15 protein-coding genes and 1 other RNA gene are annotated in these 13,925 nt (G+C 67.9%); 14 read left to right on the top strand and 2 right to left on the bottom strand.

Going from position 1 to position 13,925, the window contains the following annotated elements:
• The first annotated feature begins 77 nt into the window (after window positions 1–77).
• The 8 genes from CSC78_RS04695 (at window position 78) to CSC78_RS04660 (ending at window position 7,079) form a co-directional block, all read left to right on the top strand.
• Window positions 78–2,636, top strand: a complete 2,559-nt coding sequence (locus CSC78_RS04695) for a DUF1631 domain-containing protein (protein WP_162336751.1) — start codon at window positions 78–80, stop codon at window positions 2,634–2,636.
• A complete protein-coding gene (locus CSC78_RS04690; RefSeq protein ID WP_162336750.1) occupies window positions 2,633–2,980 on the top strand; it encodes a PilZ domain-containing protein in 348 nt (115 codons plus the stop codon). The genes CSC78_RS04695 and CSC78_RS04690 overlap by 4 nt, the downstream gene beginning before the upstream one ends.
• A gap of 79 nt (window positions 2,981–3,059) precedes the next feature.
• Window positions 3,060–4,400, top strand: coding sequence for a Xaa-Pro dipeptidase (gene pepQ / locus CSC78_RS04685; RefSeq protein WP_162336749.1), 1,341 nt, complete (start codon window positions 3,060–3,062; stop codon window positions 4,398–4,400).
• Window positions 4,401–5,184: 784 nt separating this feature from the next.
• Complete coding sequence (locus CSC78_RS04680) at window positions 5,185–5,517, top strand: hypothetical protein (protein ID WP_338015128.1); 333 nt, start codon at window positions 5,185–5,187, stop codon at window positions 5,515–5,517.
• On the top strand, window positions 5,514–5,936 hold the full coding sequence (locus CSC78_RS04675) for an MAPEG family protein (protein WP_162336748.1): 423 nt from the start codon (window positions 5,514–5,516) through the stop codon (window positions 5,934–5,936). Before CSC78_RS04680 ends, CSC78_RS04675 begins: the two co-directional genes overlap by 4 nt.
• Window positions 5,937–5,965: 29 nt before the next feature.
• Complete coding sequence (locus tag CSC78_RS04670) at window positions 5,966–6,181, top strand: hypothetical protein (protein ID WP_162336747.1); 216 nt, start codon at window positions 5,966–5,968, stop codon at window positions 6,179–6,181.
• A gap of 39 nt (window positions 6,182–6,220) precedes the next feature.
• Window positions 6,221–6,604: a YciI family protein gene (locus CSC78_RS04665; protein WP_162336746.1), complete on the top strand. Its 384-nt coding sequence runs from the start codon at window positions 6,221–6,223 to the stop codon at window positions 6,602–6,604.
• A 19-nt stretch (window positions 6,605–6,623) separates the two neighbouring features.
• Complete coding sequence (locus tag CSC78_RS04660; protein WP_162336745.1) at window positions 6,624–7,079, top strand: GFA family protein; 456 nt, start codon at window positions 6,624–6,626, stop codon at window positions 7,077–7,079.
• A gap of 365 nt (window positions 7,080–7,444) precedes the next feature.
• On the opposite strand, the gene CSC78_RS04655 is transcribed toward CSC78_RS04660, so the two are convergent.
• Both CSC78_RS04655 and CSC78_RS04650 read right to left on the bottom strand, forming a co-directional pair.
• Complete coding sequence (locus tag CSC78_RS04655; protein WP_162336744.1) at window positions 7,445–8,767, bottom strand: aminopeptidase P N-terminal domain-containing protein; 1,323 nt, start codon at window positions 8,765–8,767, stop codon at window positions 7,445–7,447.
• On the bottom strand, window positions 8,767–9,309 hold the full coding sequence (locus tag CSC78_RS04650; protein WP_162336743.1) for a UPF0149 family protein: 543 nt from the start codon (window positions 9,307–9,309) through the stop codon (window positions 8,767–8,769). The genes CSC78_RS04655 and CSC78_RS04650 overlap by 1 nt, the downstream gene beginning before the upstream one ends.
• A gap of 136 nt (window positions 9,310–9,445) precedes the next feature.
• On the opposite strand from CSC78_RS04650, the gene CSC78_RS04645 reads away from it, so the two are divergent.
• The 6 genes from CSC78_RS04645 to CSC78_RS04620 all read left to right on the top strand — a co-directional run bounded on the left by CSC78_RS04645 (window position 9,446) and on the right by CSC78_RS04620 (window position 13,875).
• Window positions 9,446–11,704, top strand: a complete 2,259-nt coding sequence (locus CSC78_RS04645; protein WP_238391160.1) for a putative bifunctional diguanylate cyclase/phosphodiesterase — start codon at window positions 9,446–9,448, stop codon at window positions 11,702–11,704.
• Window positions 11,705–11,817: 113 nt separating this feature from the next.
• Window positions 11,818–12,039: a TIGR02449 family protein gene (locus CSC78_RS04640; RefSeq protein ID WP_162336742.1), complete on the top strand. Its 222-nt coding sequence runs from the start codon at window positions 11,818–11,820 to the stop codon at window positions 12,037–12,039.
• The gene (locus CSC78_RS04635; protein ID WP_162336741.1) at window positions 12,036–12,332 is read left to right on the top strand and encodes a cell division protein ZapA; all 297 of its coding nucleotides are present in this window, start codon (window positions 12,036–12,038) and stop codon (window positions 12,330–12,332) included. The genes CSC78_RS04640 and CSC78_RS04635 overlap by 4 nt, the downstream gene beginning before the upstream one ends.
• A gap of 84 nt (window positions 12,333–12,416) precedes the next feature.
• A non-coding RNA gene (gene ssrS, locus CSC78_RS04630) (6S RNA) lies at window positions 12,417–12,602 on the top strand.
• A 206-nt stretch (window positions 12,603–12,808) separates the two neighbouring features.
• On the top strand, window positions 12,809–13,411 hold the full coding sequence (locus CSC78_RS04625) for a 5-formyltetrahydrofolate cyclo-ligase (protein WP_162336740.1): 603 nt from the start codon (window positions 12,809–12,811) through the stop codon (window positions 13,409–13,411).
• Window positions 13,408–13,875, top strand: coding sequence for an EVE domain-containing protein (locus tag CSC78_RS04620; protein WP_162336739.1), 468 nt, complete (start codon window positions 13,408–13,410; stop codon window positions 13,873–13,875). Before CSC78_RS04625 ends, CSC78_RS04620 begins: the two co-directional genes overlap by 4 nt.
• The last annotated feature ends 50 nt before the right edge of the window (window positions 13,876–13,925 follow it).

The following is a 13,925-nucleotide window of genomic DNA, read 5'->3' as shown; positions in this document are numbered from 1 at the left end:
TGCGGCACGGCCATGGAAGGTGCGCAAGCGATACGGGGTGTGATAATGATGGAACACGAGGGGAGCCGACCGTACCGATGACCGCGACACGACCGCCGACGTCCGCTGCCGCGCCGACCACGATCGCATCGTCGGCGCTGCCGCCGCGCGTGCGGCGCGTGCTGCAGAACCTGTTCGACCACATCGCCACCGATTTCGTCGCCGCGTTGAACGGCATGCTGGTGGAATTCGAGCAGCAGCTGTTCAAGCAGGCCGAACAGGCCCGCAGCAACCACGCGCAGACGCAGATCTTCGTGGACCTGCGTTCGCTGCAGAAGAACCGGGTCGAGCTGGTGCCCCACTACATGTTCGCGCTGGAAGCGGAACTGGCCGGCATCCGCAGTGGACGGCCCGCCGGCGAACCGGCACCGTTGCGGCTGGACTACCAGACGCTGACCCTGGTCGAAGATGCGGCGATGGACCAGGAGATCGTGCTGCGCGAAGTCGCGCGGCGGCACGAGCAGCGCGGCAATGCGCAGATCCTGATGCTGGGCCAGCGGTTCGGCGTGCTGGCCTGCCGTCCCGCCTACGAGGCCGACACGCTGCCGCTGGGCCCCCACAGCCTGTGCCACCTGCTCAAGGACGCGGCCGCCTGCCTCGAGCTCTCCATCGACGCGCAACTGGTGCTGTACCGCAGCTTCGACCACAAGGTGATGCAGAACTACACCGAGTGGGCCAACACGGTGAACCAGTTCCTCGTCCGCGAGGGCATCCTGCCGGGCCTGGCCTACATGCCGCGGCGCGCGCGCAATCTCGAGGTCGTGCGTCCGCCGAGCGACGAAGCGCGCGGCACCACACGCCCGATGACCGGCTGGCAGAGCCAGGCCGGTGCGCACTGGGCCACGCTGACGCCCGAACAGCTGCATGCGGTCGCCGGCGCGCTGACCGGCGGCACGGCAAGCGGTGGCGTGGGCACGGGCACGACGGCCCCGGCACCGGCACCGGCACCGGGCGGCGCTACGTCCGATGGCACGGCGGCCGCCGGACAGGCCGCACAGGACACGACGGGCTCGTTCGAGGTCCTGCAGAAACTGCTTTCCATCCGCCGCGGCGGCCTGCAGGCCGATGCGCTTGCCCGGGCAGGCGAGATCGACTCGATGGCGGATGAGCCCGGCGCGGCTACCGGCGGTGCGGCTACCGGCGGCATGCCTAGCGCGGGCCACCGCGATGGTGGCCAGGCGGAGGGCATGGCGGGCCCGGGCGGAACCGCCGGCACGTCCGGCGGTGGCGGTGGCGGTGGCGGTGGCGGTGCACATGGAACCACGGGCACCCCTGTCGCACGTCGCCTGCTGCCCACGCCCGATGTCCTCAGCACGTTGCAGGTCCTGCAGACGGCGCCGCTGCCCGTGCGCACGCCGGACCAGCCACGTCGCACCGTCGCGGACCTGCAGCAGCTCATGCTGTCCGAGGTGCGCGCCAAGCACGGCCCCGGCGCGACCCTGGCCAGCGCGGATTCGGACACGTTCGAGCTGCTCGACCTGCTGTACAACGAGATCGAACGGGAAGTGCAGCACGATGCGCCGGCCGCCGACATGCTGGTGCGGCTGCAGGTGCCGGTCGTGCAGGCCGCGCTGCGCGACCGCAACTTCTTCCTGCGTGCGCAGCACCCGGCGCGCGACCTGCTCAACACGGTGGCCGAGTCCGGCGCCACGTGGCTGGGCGATGACGACGTGGACCCGCATCTCGTCCAGCGCCTGCACAAGGCCGTCGAAACCGTCGTCGAGACCTACGAGGGCGACGAGACCGTCTTCGAGGACGCCAACCGCGACGTGCAGCAGCACCTGCAGGCGGCGGCGCGCAAGGCCGAGCTGGCCGAACGCCGACAGATCGAGGCCGCACGCGGCAAGGACCGGCTGGAGATCGCCAAGCAGAAGGCCGTCGACACCATCGAGTCGGCGATGGCCGAGGCCAAGCCGCAGAAATTCGTGCAAGCCCTGCTCAGCCAGGCGTGGGCCGACGTGCTCACGCTCACCCAGCTGCGCAACGGCGAGTCGTCGCAGGAATGGGCCGACCAGCTGCAGACCACGCTGGAAATCGTCGCCGCCACGACCGCCTCGCAGCCCGCCAACCCCGAGCTGGCCGGCAAGATCGAGAAATCGCTGGTGCAGGTCGGCTACCACGAGGACGAAGCCGCGGCGATCTCGCGGCGGCTGTCCAGCGCCGAGGAAGACGAGACCACCTCGCGCACCGAACTGACCGCGCGCCTGAAGGCACGTGCGCGCCTGGGCGGCCAGGGCGAGGCGAAGAAGAAGGTCGTGCAGCCACGGACGCCGCAGGAACAGGAGTGCTACGACTACCTGCGCGCGCTGCCGTTCGGCACGTGGTTCGAATTCACCCGCAACCAGCAGGGCGACGTGCAACGCCAGCGCCTGTCGTGGTTCAGCCCGGTCACCGGCAACGCGCTGTTCGTCAACCAGCGCGGCCAGCGCGTGGGCGAGCATTCGCTGGACACGCTGGCGCACCTGATGGCCAAGGGCCAGGCGCAGGTGGTCACCGAAGACCGCGGCCGCCTGATCGACCGTGCCTGGAACGCCACCCTCAACGCGCTGCGCAGCCTCACCGGCCGCAGCGGCGAACCCGCAGGAGACGCCGCATGATGCGCGAGTTCCGCCGCGCCCGCCGGCGCGCCGTGCCCAAGCCGGTCCCGGTGTTCGACCTGATGACCGAGCAGGTCATCGGCCGGCTGGGCAATCTCTCCGAGTCCGGCATGTTGCTGGTCGCCACCGAGCCGGTGGTCGACGACGCGCTGTACCAGTTGCGCTTCCATCTGCAGGATGCTCGCGGCCAGGACCAGCCGATCGACGTGGGCGCACACCTGGTCTGGTCGGCGCCGGCGAACACGCCCGGCCAGGCCTTCGCCGGCCTGCGCTTCCTGACCATCGACCGCGAGCCGCTGGAACGGCTGCGGAACTGGGTCAACGCCGGGCCCGAAGCGGAATAGCGCGCCAGGCCACCGACGACGCAACGCCTGCCCGGGACGATTGCGGCAAAATGGCGGTTCTTTCGCACGAGCCGCCGCCATGAACGCACCCGCCTCCTTCGACACCGACCTCGTCCCGCTGTACGCCGACCACCTGGCGACGATGAAGCGGCGTGCGGACGAAGCGCTGGCGCGCGGCGGTTTCGATCATCTCGTGGTCCCCAGCGGCACGCAGCACTGGCAGGTCTTCGACGACCGAGACTATCCGTACGCGGTGAATCCGCAGTTCAAGGCGTGGCTCCCGCTCACGCGCCTGCCCTACAGCTGGCTGGTGTACACGCCCGGCCAGCGGCCGAAGGTGATCTTCTACCAGCCGTTCGACTACTGGCATGTCGTGCCGGATGCGCCGAGCGGCTGGTGGGTGGACCACGTCGATGTCCACATCATCCGCAAGCCGGAGGACGCCGCCGCGCTGCTGCCGCCGGCCGCTCGCAGTGCGATTCTCGGCGAGCCGCAGAGCACGCTGGGCGACTACGCCCCGAACAATCCCGAGCCGGTGATCCAGTACCTGGAATACCAGCGCTCGTACAAGACGCCGTACGAGATCGCGCTGATGCGGCAGGCGCAGCGCTTGGCCGTGCGCGGCCACCGCGCAGCGGAAGCGGCGTTCCGCGCCGGCGAGAGCGAGTTCGGCATCCACATGGCCTACTGCACCGCGGTGGGCCAGGACGCCAACGAGCTACCCTACGGCAACATCATCGGCCTCAACGAGCACGCGGCGATCCTGCACTACATGGAACTGCAGCGCGTCGCGCCGGATCCGCTGCGCAGCTTCCTGATCGATGCCGGCGCCAGCTTCCACGGCTACGCCAGCGACATCACCCGCACCTATGCGTACGACACCGGCAGCGAGTTCCAGGCGCTGATCGACGCGGTCGACACCGCGCAACAGACGATGTGCGCCGGCGTGCGCGCGAACGTGGACTACAAGCAGCTGCACGTCGATGCGCACCACACCCTGATGGGCATCCTGAAGGACTTCGGCGTCATCACGGTGTCTCCGGAGGCGGCGGTCGCCACAGGCGTCAGCGCCGCGTTCTTCCCGCACGGCCTGGGCCATCCGATCGGGCTGCAGGTGCACGACGTCGCCGGTTTCGCCGCCAGCGACCGCGGCGGGCGCATCGAACGCCCCGCCGGCCATCCCTACCTGCGCATGACCCGCGTGCTGGAGCCCGGCATGGTGGTGACCATCGAGCCCGGCCTGTACTTCATCGACCTGCTGCTGGACGAGTTGAAGAACAACGGCCACGCCGCCAGCGTCGACTGGGCGCGCGTCGACGCATTCCGCCCGTATGGCGGTATCCGCATCGAGGACGAAGTGCTGTGCACCGGCGGCGATGCGGACAACCTGACGCGGCCTGCGTTTGACGAGCAACCCTGAGGAATCGCCTGTCGTAGCCTGACTAAGGCCGTATGCCGCACCCGGGAATCGGACTGGTTCCGTACCAAGCGCCCCCGGACGCGAATCGCTTAACTGGGTTAACACTTGCTCCGATTGCATCAACCGCGTCAGCCGCTTTTTTCAGAAGCTTGAGTTGAATTGGGGAGATGGTTGTGAGGGCATTTGGAAGGACTGGAGACAGGGTTGCAATGATAGGCATCCTACTCAACAAATCGTCCGAGTATGGCGATCGACTCGATTGCGCCAAATATCTCGGTGACTACGTGGAAGAGGATGCAGAGAGTGCCCTTCTCGTTGTCGCCTGCGATGCGGCGGAGGACGAAGACCTCGTCGAGGACTGCAGCGAAGCTTTGGCGGGAGTTTGGATAAAGAGGGGGCGTGTCAATCGTGACTACTTGTCCAGGCTGCCTACTCGGGCAAGGCAAGCGGCGCAGGCAGTTCTAGATTCCCAAAAGGGCTGAGAATCAGTGGGCCGGCGCCCAAGCTATTCGTCACTGCCGATCGGCACGGGCGTCGTTACGAGGCGCTCGCCAACGGGATTTCGTCTCGATCATTCTCGACTCCCGCCTTCGATCACGACGGGGACTGACTATGCAACGGGCTGGAGACGACATCGGCGTACTCGGCGACGGCGACGACGGATTCATCCACCCCCAATGTTGGTGTACACGCAGCACCACCATGATTTGACGCCACCCCGACGCCCCCACAGAATCCTGTCGACGTTCGAAGGAATCCGCATGCACGCAACGGGACGGCACGCATGATGTTCATGATCGGCCAGGGCGAGCGCGTGGTGCCGGTGGGTGAGCCGGAGCCGCAGCACTGTCCGCGCTGCGATGAGGAGCGCGACTTCCAGCCGCAACTGGCCTACAAGTACGGCGAGTTCGATCTGCTGTTCGGCTTCGTCTACGGCCGGCGCTACCAACTCGCCTGTCCCGAATGCAATCATGGCTGGCGACTGGATCGGCGCGAGGCCGAGCGGCGCTACGGCAAGCCGGACATCCCGTTCCGCCTGCGCTACGGCTTCTTCCTCCTGCTTGGCCTGTTCGCTGCGCTCGGCGCGGCGTATCTCGCCAACCCGCCGCTGCCATGACATCGCTCGCGCCCGTGGATACCGCCCTGCTGCTGCCGATGGCGACGCATGTCGCGCTCGCCGCGTTGCTGTATGTCCTGCTGACGATCGCGCGTGCTCCCGCCATCTGGGGCATCGGCCGTCGCGCGGACGGCAGCAACCCGTGGGCGACGGTCGAACCGCGTATCAGCGCCAACCTGTCCAACCAGTTCGAATGGCCGCTGTTCTTCCACGTCGCCTGCGTCGTGCTGATGCTGCTCGGCACCCACCACGCTGCGATTGCGCTGGCGTGGTTCTTCGTTGCCGGCCGCGTGCTGCACAGTGGCGTGCAGGTATTGACCACGAACGTGCGCCTGCGCGGCCTGGTGTTCACCGTGAACTTCCTCGCCGTGCTTGGCCTGTGGGGCCTGCTGCTGCAGCGCGCGCTGGCACCCGCATAATCCGCCCACCGCACCCGACGGATACCCGCATGGCGCTCTTCGATGCTCTGGATCTGCTCGACCTCCTGGACCTGTTCCTGTCCTGGCGCTTCTGGGTCTGTCTGCTCGCCGGCATCGGGGTCGGATTTGCGGTGTATATCCTCGGCAATGAATCGAGCATCGCCGCCGTCATCGGTCTGGTCATGGGTGCGACAGGCCTGACCACCGGCCTGATCTGGGAATGGCGCCATGCCCGCACCCTCTGACGCACGCCGCCTTCCGCCATCCGTCTGCGAGATACGCTGATGACCGCCTCCGACTACCTCCTCATCTCCCGCGGCCAGTGGGACGACAGCGCTTCGAAAGAAGAAGTGCAGGACGCCATCGACCGCTTCTATGTCTGGTACGAGCAGGGCCTGGCCGATGGCGTACTCAAGCCCGGCAGCCGGCTGGAGCAGCGCGGCAAACAGGTCTCGCGCAGCGGCATCACCGACGGCCCGTTCGCCGAGGCGAAGGAACTGGTCGGCGGCTACTGGTTCATCGTCGCCGGGTCGCTGGACGAGGCCGCACGCATCGCCGCGCAGAATCCCTGCCTTGCCTTCGGGCTGACGCTGGAGATCCGGCCACTGGAAGCAGCGCGGGCGCGCGCGGAGACCGTCACCAACGAAACGCCGTCGGCCTGGCGGTAGACGGAAGGCTGGGTTGCCGGTGACGACACCGTTCTCCACGCTCGAAGGCGGATGCCATTGCGGCGCGATCACGCTCGCCCTCTCCACCGCCCTGGTGCCGGCGACCACCGCGGCCCGCGCGTGCGACTGCAGCTTCTGCCGCGCGCATGGCGCAGCGTGGATCTCCGATCCTGAGGCCGGTCTTGTCATCCACACCCATCGCCCGGACCGCCTGCGCCGCTATCGGCAGGGATCGCAGGCGGCGCAGTTCCTGCTGTGCGGCGACTGCGGCGTGCTGGTGGCCGTGGTGTTCGAAGAAGGCGACCAGCGGTTCGCGGCCGTCAACGTCGCCTGCCTGCAGGCGCGCGACACCTTCGCGCCACCGGTGGCCGCTTCGCCGCAGTCGCTCCCGCCTGACGAGAAGACCGCGCGCTGGCGACGGCTGTGGATACGGGACGTCCAGGTAGTGGCGGCACGCGTCGGCCTTTCTCCCTGAGCCACCAGGCCTCGCGACCCCGTCCTTCCACGGGCCGCGCCTGCCCGAGCGCTCGTTACTGTGAGAATTCAACCCGGAATGGTGCGCGCGCAAGGCGTTGAGGTGAGATGACGAGGCAAAAAGCCTTGCGGGCAAGGCTTTCTGGTTCGACCGCAAGGCAAAAAGCCTTGTGCGCACGCCCTTCAAGGTGAGACGACAGGAGAATCCGCCTCGACATCGAGGCTTTCAGGTGAGTCGACGAAGCAATCTGCCTTGCCGTCGAGGCTTTTCCGGTTGCGCGCAAGGCTTTTTGCTCTGCCGGCGCACCATCGAGGTGCGTACGCGAAGCTCGGAGCTCTGACCGCGAGGCACGTTGCCTCGCCGGCTCACCCCGCCATCGCCGCTTCGATCTCGTCAGCGCTGCGTGCCAGCGCATCGGTGAGCACGCGCGGCTCGCCGTCGGTGACCAGCACGTCGTCCTCGGTACGGATGCCGATGCCCCGCCACTTCGCATCGACCGTGGTGTCGTCGTGGCCAACGTAGAGGCCCGGCTCGATGGTGAACACCATGCCGGCTTCCAGCAGGCGGGATTCGCCCTCGATGCGGTAGTCGCCCACGTCGTGCACGTCCAGGCCCAGCCAATGGCCGGTCTTGTGGCGGTAGAAGCGGCGGTACGTACCTTCGGCCAGGTGTTTTTCCAACTTGCCCTTCAGCAGGCCGAGTCTGAGCAGGCCTTCGGTCAGCGTCTCGACCGCCGCGACATGGCCGGCTTCGTACGGCACGCCGACGCGCGCGCAGTCCAGCGCGGCGCGCTGGGCCTCGCCGACCAGGTCGTGCAACGCGCGCTGCGCGGGGGTGAAGCGGCCGTTGACCGGGAACGTGCGGGTGATATCGGCGGCATAGCCGCGGTACTCGGCGCCGGCATCGATCAGCACCAGCTCGCCGTCGCGCGCCTGCGCGGTGTTCGCGCGGTAGTGCAGCACGCAGGCGTTGCGGCCGGCGCCGACGATGCTGTTGTAGGCCGGCCAGGCGTCGTTGGCGCGGAACACGCGCTCCAGATCCGCCTGCAGTTCGTACTCGCGGATGCCGGGACGCGCGGCACGCATCGCCGCACGGTGCGCTTCGACGCTGATGTCGGCGGCGCGCTGCATCAGCTTGATCTCGTCCTTCGACTTGAACAGACGCAGGTCGTGCAGCAGGTGGCCGAGTTCGAGGAATTCGTGCGGCGGCTGCGCGCCCTGCTTCACGTGCGCACGCACATGGCGCACCCAGCCGATCAGCTTGAGGTCGAAATCGGCGTCGCGGCCGAAGTGGTAATAGACGCGCGAACGCCCTTCCAGCAGGCCGGGCAGGATCTCGTCGAGGTCATCGATGGGATACGCATCGTCCATCCCGTAGTCGTTGACCGCCCCGTCCTGGCCCGCGCGCGGACCGTCCCAGCCTTCGCGCTCGGGGTCGCGTTCGCGGCAGAACAGGATGGTCTCGCCGTGCTTGCGGCCAGGCACCAGCACCAGCACCGCGTCCGGCTCGGGAAAGCCGCTGAGATACCAGAAATCCGAATCCTGCCGGTACGGGTAGTGCGTGTCGTGGCTGCGCACGCGCTCGGCGGCGGCAGGGAGCACCAGGATCGCGTCGTTGCCGGCCAGCCGCATCAGCTGCTTGCGGCGGCGGGCGAACTCCGCCGCGCCGATGCCGGCGACCGCCCTCATCAGTTCAGGCTCCGGCGATGCCGGGGCCCGAGCACGCAATCGCCATGCAGCAGCAGGACGGCGACGCGGACGAACTCTTCCAGTTCGGCCAGCGCATCCTCGTCTTCCTCGTCGTCGCTGCTCTCGGCCGAGGCCTGCGCCAGGCGCGCCAGGTCCTGCAGTGCCTCCTGTCCTTCCTCGGACAGCGGCGGCGACGCGCCCGCCGCCAGCCCGAAGGCGCCGAGGAAACCCTGGCACCAGGAGAACAGCGCTTCGGCGCGCTCGTCCAGCGGCCGGTCCGCCGCGGGCAGCAACAGGTCGAAGGAGAAACTGCGGTCTTCCAACTGGGCCACGGCGCACTGGCGCAGCTGGTCCAGCGCACTGCCTGCCGCGGGGGCGGGCAGCTGGTCGTCGGCCAGCGCGCGGGCCAGCCAAGTGTCGTCGGCAGCGCCGCCGCCGGCCAGCCAGCCGCACAGCGCGCCGTGCAGTTCCGGGGCGTCCATGGCCAGGCCGAGCTGGCGGGAAGCGGCCGCCACGTCGGCGATATCGGGAAGGTCGGGCATAGAAGAACGCAATCCGTCAGGGGTTTCGGACAACCTCGCAAGTGTATCAACGAAAAGCCGTTTCCCTCCTTGTTGTGCATGTGTACGCATGCCTACACTCGCGTATTGCCTCCGCTCCGGGCCCCGTCCTTCCTCCATGCACGCCTCTTCTGTCGCTGCAATCCTGGCAACGGCGTCCCCGCTGTCGTCCCGGCTGGCCATGGGACTGGCGGGCGTGGTGCTGGTGGGCGTGATCGTGATCGGCACGCGGCGCTGGTGGCAGGCATGGCTCGACAGCCGCCAGGTACCGGCCGAACCACTGCGCAGCGAATCCCTGCGCAACCGCGACGAGCGCCTGAAGCTGGCGCTGTGGGCATCGGGCGAACAGTTCTGGGATTACGACCTGGTGCAGCGCCGGCTGTACCGCATGCGCGCGGACGAGACCGCCACGCAGAGCGCAGACATCACCGTGCTCACCCGCCAGGGCGAGGTTCCGACCATCCACGAGGAAGACCTGCCGCTGGTGCAGGAGCGGCTGCGCCTGCACCTGCAGGGCAAGGCGCCGCTCTTCATGTCCGAGCACCGCATGGACATGCAGGGCAACGGCACGTGGGTGTGGGTGCGCGCCCGCGGCCGGGTGGTCGAGCGCGACACCGACGGCCAGCCGATCCGCATCGCCGGCACCGCCCGCGACATCACCGCCAGCCGCAACGCCGAGTACGAGCACCGCATCGCCGGCGAGGTGATGCGCAGCATGAACGAAGCGGTGGCGGTGCTGGACTGGGCGCACCAGTTCATCACCATCAATCCGGCCTTCACCCGTATCACCGGCTACGCGGATGAGGAGATCATCGGGCAACCGATGACCATGCTGGACAGCGACCAGCACGAGGACGCCTTCTTCGAACGCATGAATCGCGAGCTGCGCCTCACCGGGCGCTGGTCCGGCGAGATCTGGAAGGTGCGCAAGGACGGCGAGGAGATCCTCTGCCGGATCGAGACCAACGTGGTGCCGGACGCCAGCGGCGAGCGCCCCCTGTACGTACAGGTACTCACCGACATCACCGAGCAGAAGCGCGCCGAGCAGGAACTGCGCTACCTGGCCAACTACGACACGCTGACCAGCCTGCCCAACCGCTCGCTGCTGTCCGAGCGCCTGTCGCGCGCCATCGTGCGGGCGCGGCGCGAGCACGGGCACGTCGCGGTGCTGTTCATCGACCTGGACCGCTTCAAGGACATCAACGATTCGCTCGGCCACGCCACCGGCGACCGCATCCTGCGCTCGGCCGCCGCGCGCGTGCAGCAGACGGTGGGCACGCAGCACACGGTGGCCCGCCTGAGCGGCGACGAGTTCACCGTGGTGCTCGAGGACATCAACGGCATGCCCGATGCCGAAGAGGTGGCCCAGCGCATCATCAACGCCTTCCACGCGCCGCTGAACTTCGGCGAGCGGCTGGAACTGGCGGTCTCGCCGTCGATCGGCATCAGCCTCTATCCCGAACATGCGCAGGTGCCGACCGAACTGCTGAAGCACGCCGACACCGCCATGTACCAGGCCAAGGCGATGGGCCGGCACACCTACGAGGTGTATTCGGAATCGATGGACGAGAAGAACCGCCATCGCGCGATCCTCGCCAGTGCGCTGCGCCGCGCGATCGACCGCAACGAACTGTCGCTGGTGTTCCAGCCGCGCCTGTCGATCTCGCGCCAACGGATCACCGGCGTGGAGGCATTGTTGCGCTGGGACAGCAAGGAATTCGGCATGGTCTCGCCGGCGCAGTTCATCCCGCTGGCCGAAGAGTCGGGGATGATCCTCGAACTCGGCGCCTGGGCGCTGCGCAATGCGTGCATGACGTTGCGCGAGTGGCATGACGCAGGCCTGGAGGAGCTCAGCGTGGCGGTGAACGTCTCGGCCACCCAGTTGCAGCGCGGCGACCTGCAGACCGTCGTGGCCCGCACACTTCAGGAAACCGGCGTGCCCGCGAACCGCCTGGAGCTGGAACTGACCGAGAGCGTGGTCATGGCCAGTCCCGAGCAGAACGCCGACACGCTGCGCGCCTGCCGCCGGCTGGGCATCTCGCTGGCGATCGACGACTTCGGCACCGGCTATTCGTCGCTGGCGTACCTGAAGCGGTTGCCATTGACCACGCTGAAGATCGACCGCGAATTCATCAGCGACCTGACCCACGACACCGACGACGAGGCGATCACCAGCACCATCATCACGATGGGCCAGTCGCTGGCGCTGAAGGTGGTGGCCGAGGGCGTCGAGACCTGGGACCAGTACGAGTTCCTGCGCAACCACGGCTGCGACGAGGTGCAGGGCCACTGGGTCTCGCAGGCGCTGGGCGCCGACCAGTGCCTGCGCTTCATCAGGGACTATTACCCCGGCTCCGGGATGCGCGTCGCCTCCTGATGCCATGTGGGAGCGACGTCAGTCGCGATCGACGTCCCGGGATTGCGCCTGACGCCGTTCCCGTGCCCGGGCGCCCTTGACCAGCCGCCAACCACCTGCCTATCGTGGCCGCCATGGACACCGCCGACCTCCTCGACCAGCTGCGCGCGCTCAGTACGCGCATCCAGGACCTGGCCGACCGCTGCCAGCGCCTGACGGACGAGAACCGCAGCCTGCGCCAGCAGCAGGAGCATCTGGTCGGCGAACGCTCGCAACTGCTGGCCAAGAACGAGCAGGCGCGCTCGCGCGTGGAAGCGATGATCAGCCGCCTCAAGTCGCTGGAGCAGCACACATGAGCGCCAACGAACCGGTCAGCGTCCATATCCTGGACCGCGAGTACACCGTCGGCGTCGCGCCGGAAGAACGCTCCAGCCTGATGGCCGCCGCCAAGCTGCTCGACAGCCGCATGCGCGATGTGCGCGGCAGCAACCGCATGGCCGCCGTCGATCGCGTCGCCGTGCTGGCCGCGCTCAATCTGGCACACGAATTGCAGCAGCTGCGCGACGAGCAGCACGCGCGCAACCGCGAGGTCGAACGCACGCTGCAGGATCTGCATCGCAAGCTCGATGGCGCACTCGGCGCGCCGTAACGGCGTGCACATGTCACCGACTGCCTACTGAATCCGCCGACGAACGGGCTAGGCAAAAAATCTCCGCTCGCTATACTGGCTTCGCGTCCTCTGCTGTACTCGACAGTGAGCGCAAACATTCGCCTTGTCCCTTAATGACGACCACGGGATGGTGACGTAACCGGGAGTGCAGGTCTGCCTCGCAGCGGAAAGCCCGATGGTTGCCCAACCTTCCCACTTGAACCCCGGGTTCAAGGTCGTTTCGCGAACATCGTGTATGGCGGAGGACGTATTTTTCCCGCGGCAGCGGCATCAGCCGCGACCCGGCCGGTCCTGTTGCACCCGCCCTTGAGCGGGATGACTTCGAAACGAAGCCGACTGCACGAGGGATCCGACGCACAGGGCCGTGACTGACGCCGCTCCCGCGGTCCCACACCGGCAACCCCGGTGCGCATGCCGTAAAATTCGCGCATGCCTTTCCCTTCTCCCTGTTCACCATGACCGCCGGGCGCGATGCGCTGCGGCGCGAACTGCGTGCGCGCAGGCGCGCCCTGCCCGCCGCCGAGCGCATCGCCGGCGCGGATGCGCTGGCGACGCGCCTGTTCGCGCTGCCGTTCTTCCCCGACACCGGCTACGTGGCCGGCTACTGGGCGATGGATGGCGAGATCGGCCTGCACAGCTGGCAACTGCGGCTGCCGCCGGGCCTGGTCTACTGCCTGCCGGTGCTGTCGGACGACGGGACGCTGCGCTTCGCGCCATGGCGCCCGGGCGACGAGCTGGTCACCAACCGCTACGGCATCCCGGAACCGGACGTGGGTCCGCGCTCCGGCCTGCCCGCCTCCGACATGGCCCTGATCGTGGTGCCGCTGGTGGGCTTCGACGCCGCCGGGCACCGTCTCGGCATGGGGGGCGGCTGGTACGACCGCACCCTGGCGCCGCGTCTGCAGCATCCCGCGCCGCCATGGCTGGTCGGGGTCGGTTTCGAAGCGCAGCGCATCGACGCGCTGGGCGCGCAGCCCTGGGACGTGCCACTGGATGCGATCTGCACCGAGCGCGACACCCTGCTCCCTTCACCTTCCCTGGTAGACGCCCCGCCATGACCACCCGCAAGCACTACTGGCTGATGAAGTCCGAGCCGGACGCCTTCTCGATCGACAACCTGAAGAAGGTCGGCACCGAGCCGTGGAACGGCGTGCGCAACTACCAGGCGCGCAACTTCATGCGCGCCATGCAGGTCGGCGACGGCGTGCTGTTCTACCATTCCAACTGCAAGGAGCCGGGCATCGTCGGTACCGCCACCGTGGCGAGCGCCGCCTATCCGGACGATACCCAGTTCAACCCGAAGTCCGACTACTACGACCCCAAGAGCACGCGCGAGGAACCGCGCTGGTCGCTGGTGGACGTGAAGTTCGAGCGCAAGTTGAAGCGCACCATCACGCTGGACGAGATCAAGCAGCATGCCGACGACCTGGGCGAGGGCTTCGCGCTGATCCAGCGCGGCACCCGCCTGTCGGTGCTGCCGGTGACCGCTGCGCAATGGAAGTTCCTTCTTTCGCTCGAATAATCGTACGCCTGTAGGAGCGCCCCATGGGCGCGATGCTTTTTCCCATCGAG

Origin of the sequence: Pseudoxanthomonas japonensis (genome assembly GCF_010093445.1) — a bacterium.
GTDB classification, from domain to species: Bacteria; Pseudomonadota; Gammaproteobacteria; order Xanthomonadales; family Xanthomonadaceae; genus Pseudoxanthomonas_A; species Pseudoxanthomonas_A japonensis.
The sequence above is the reverse complement of the archived record's forward strand: the minus strand, read 5'-3'. Positions and strand labels throughout refer to the sequence as shown.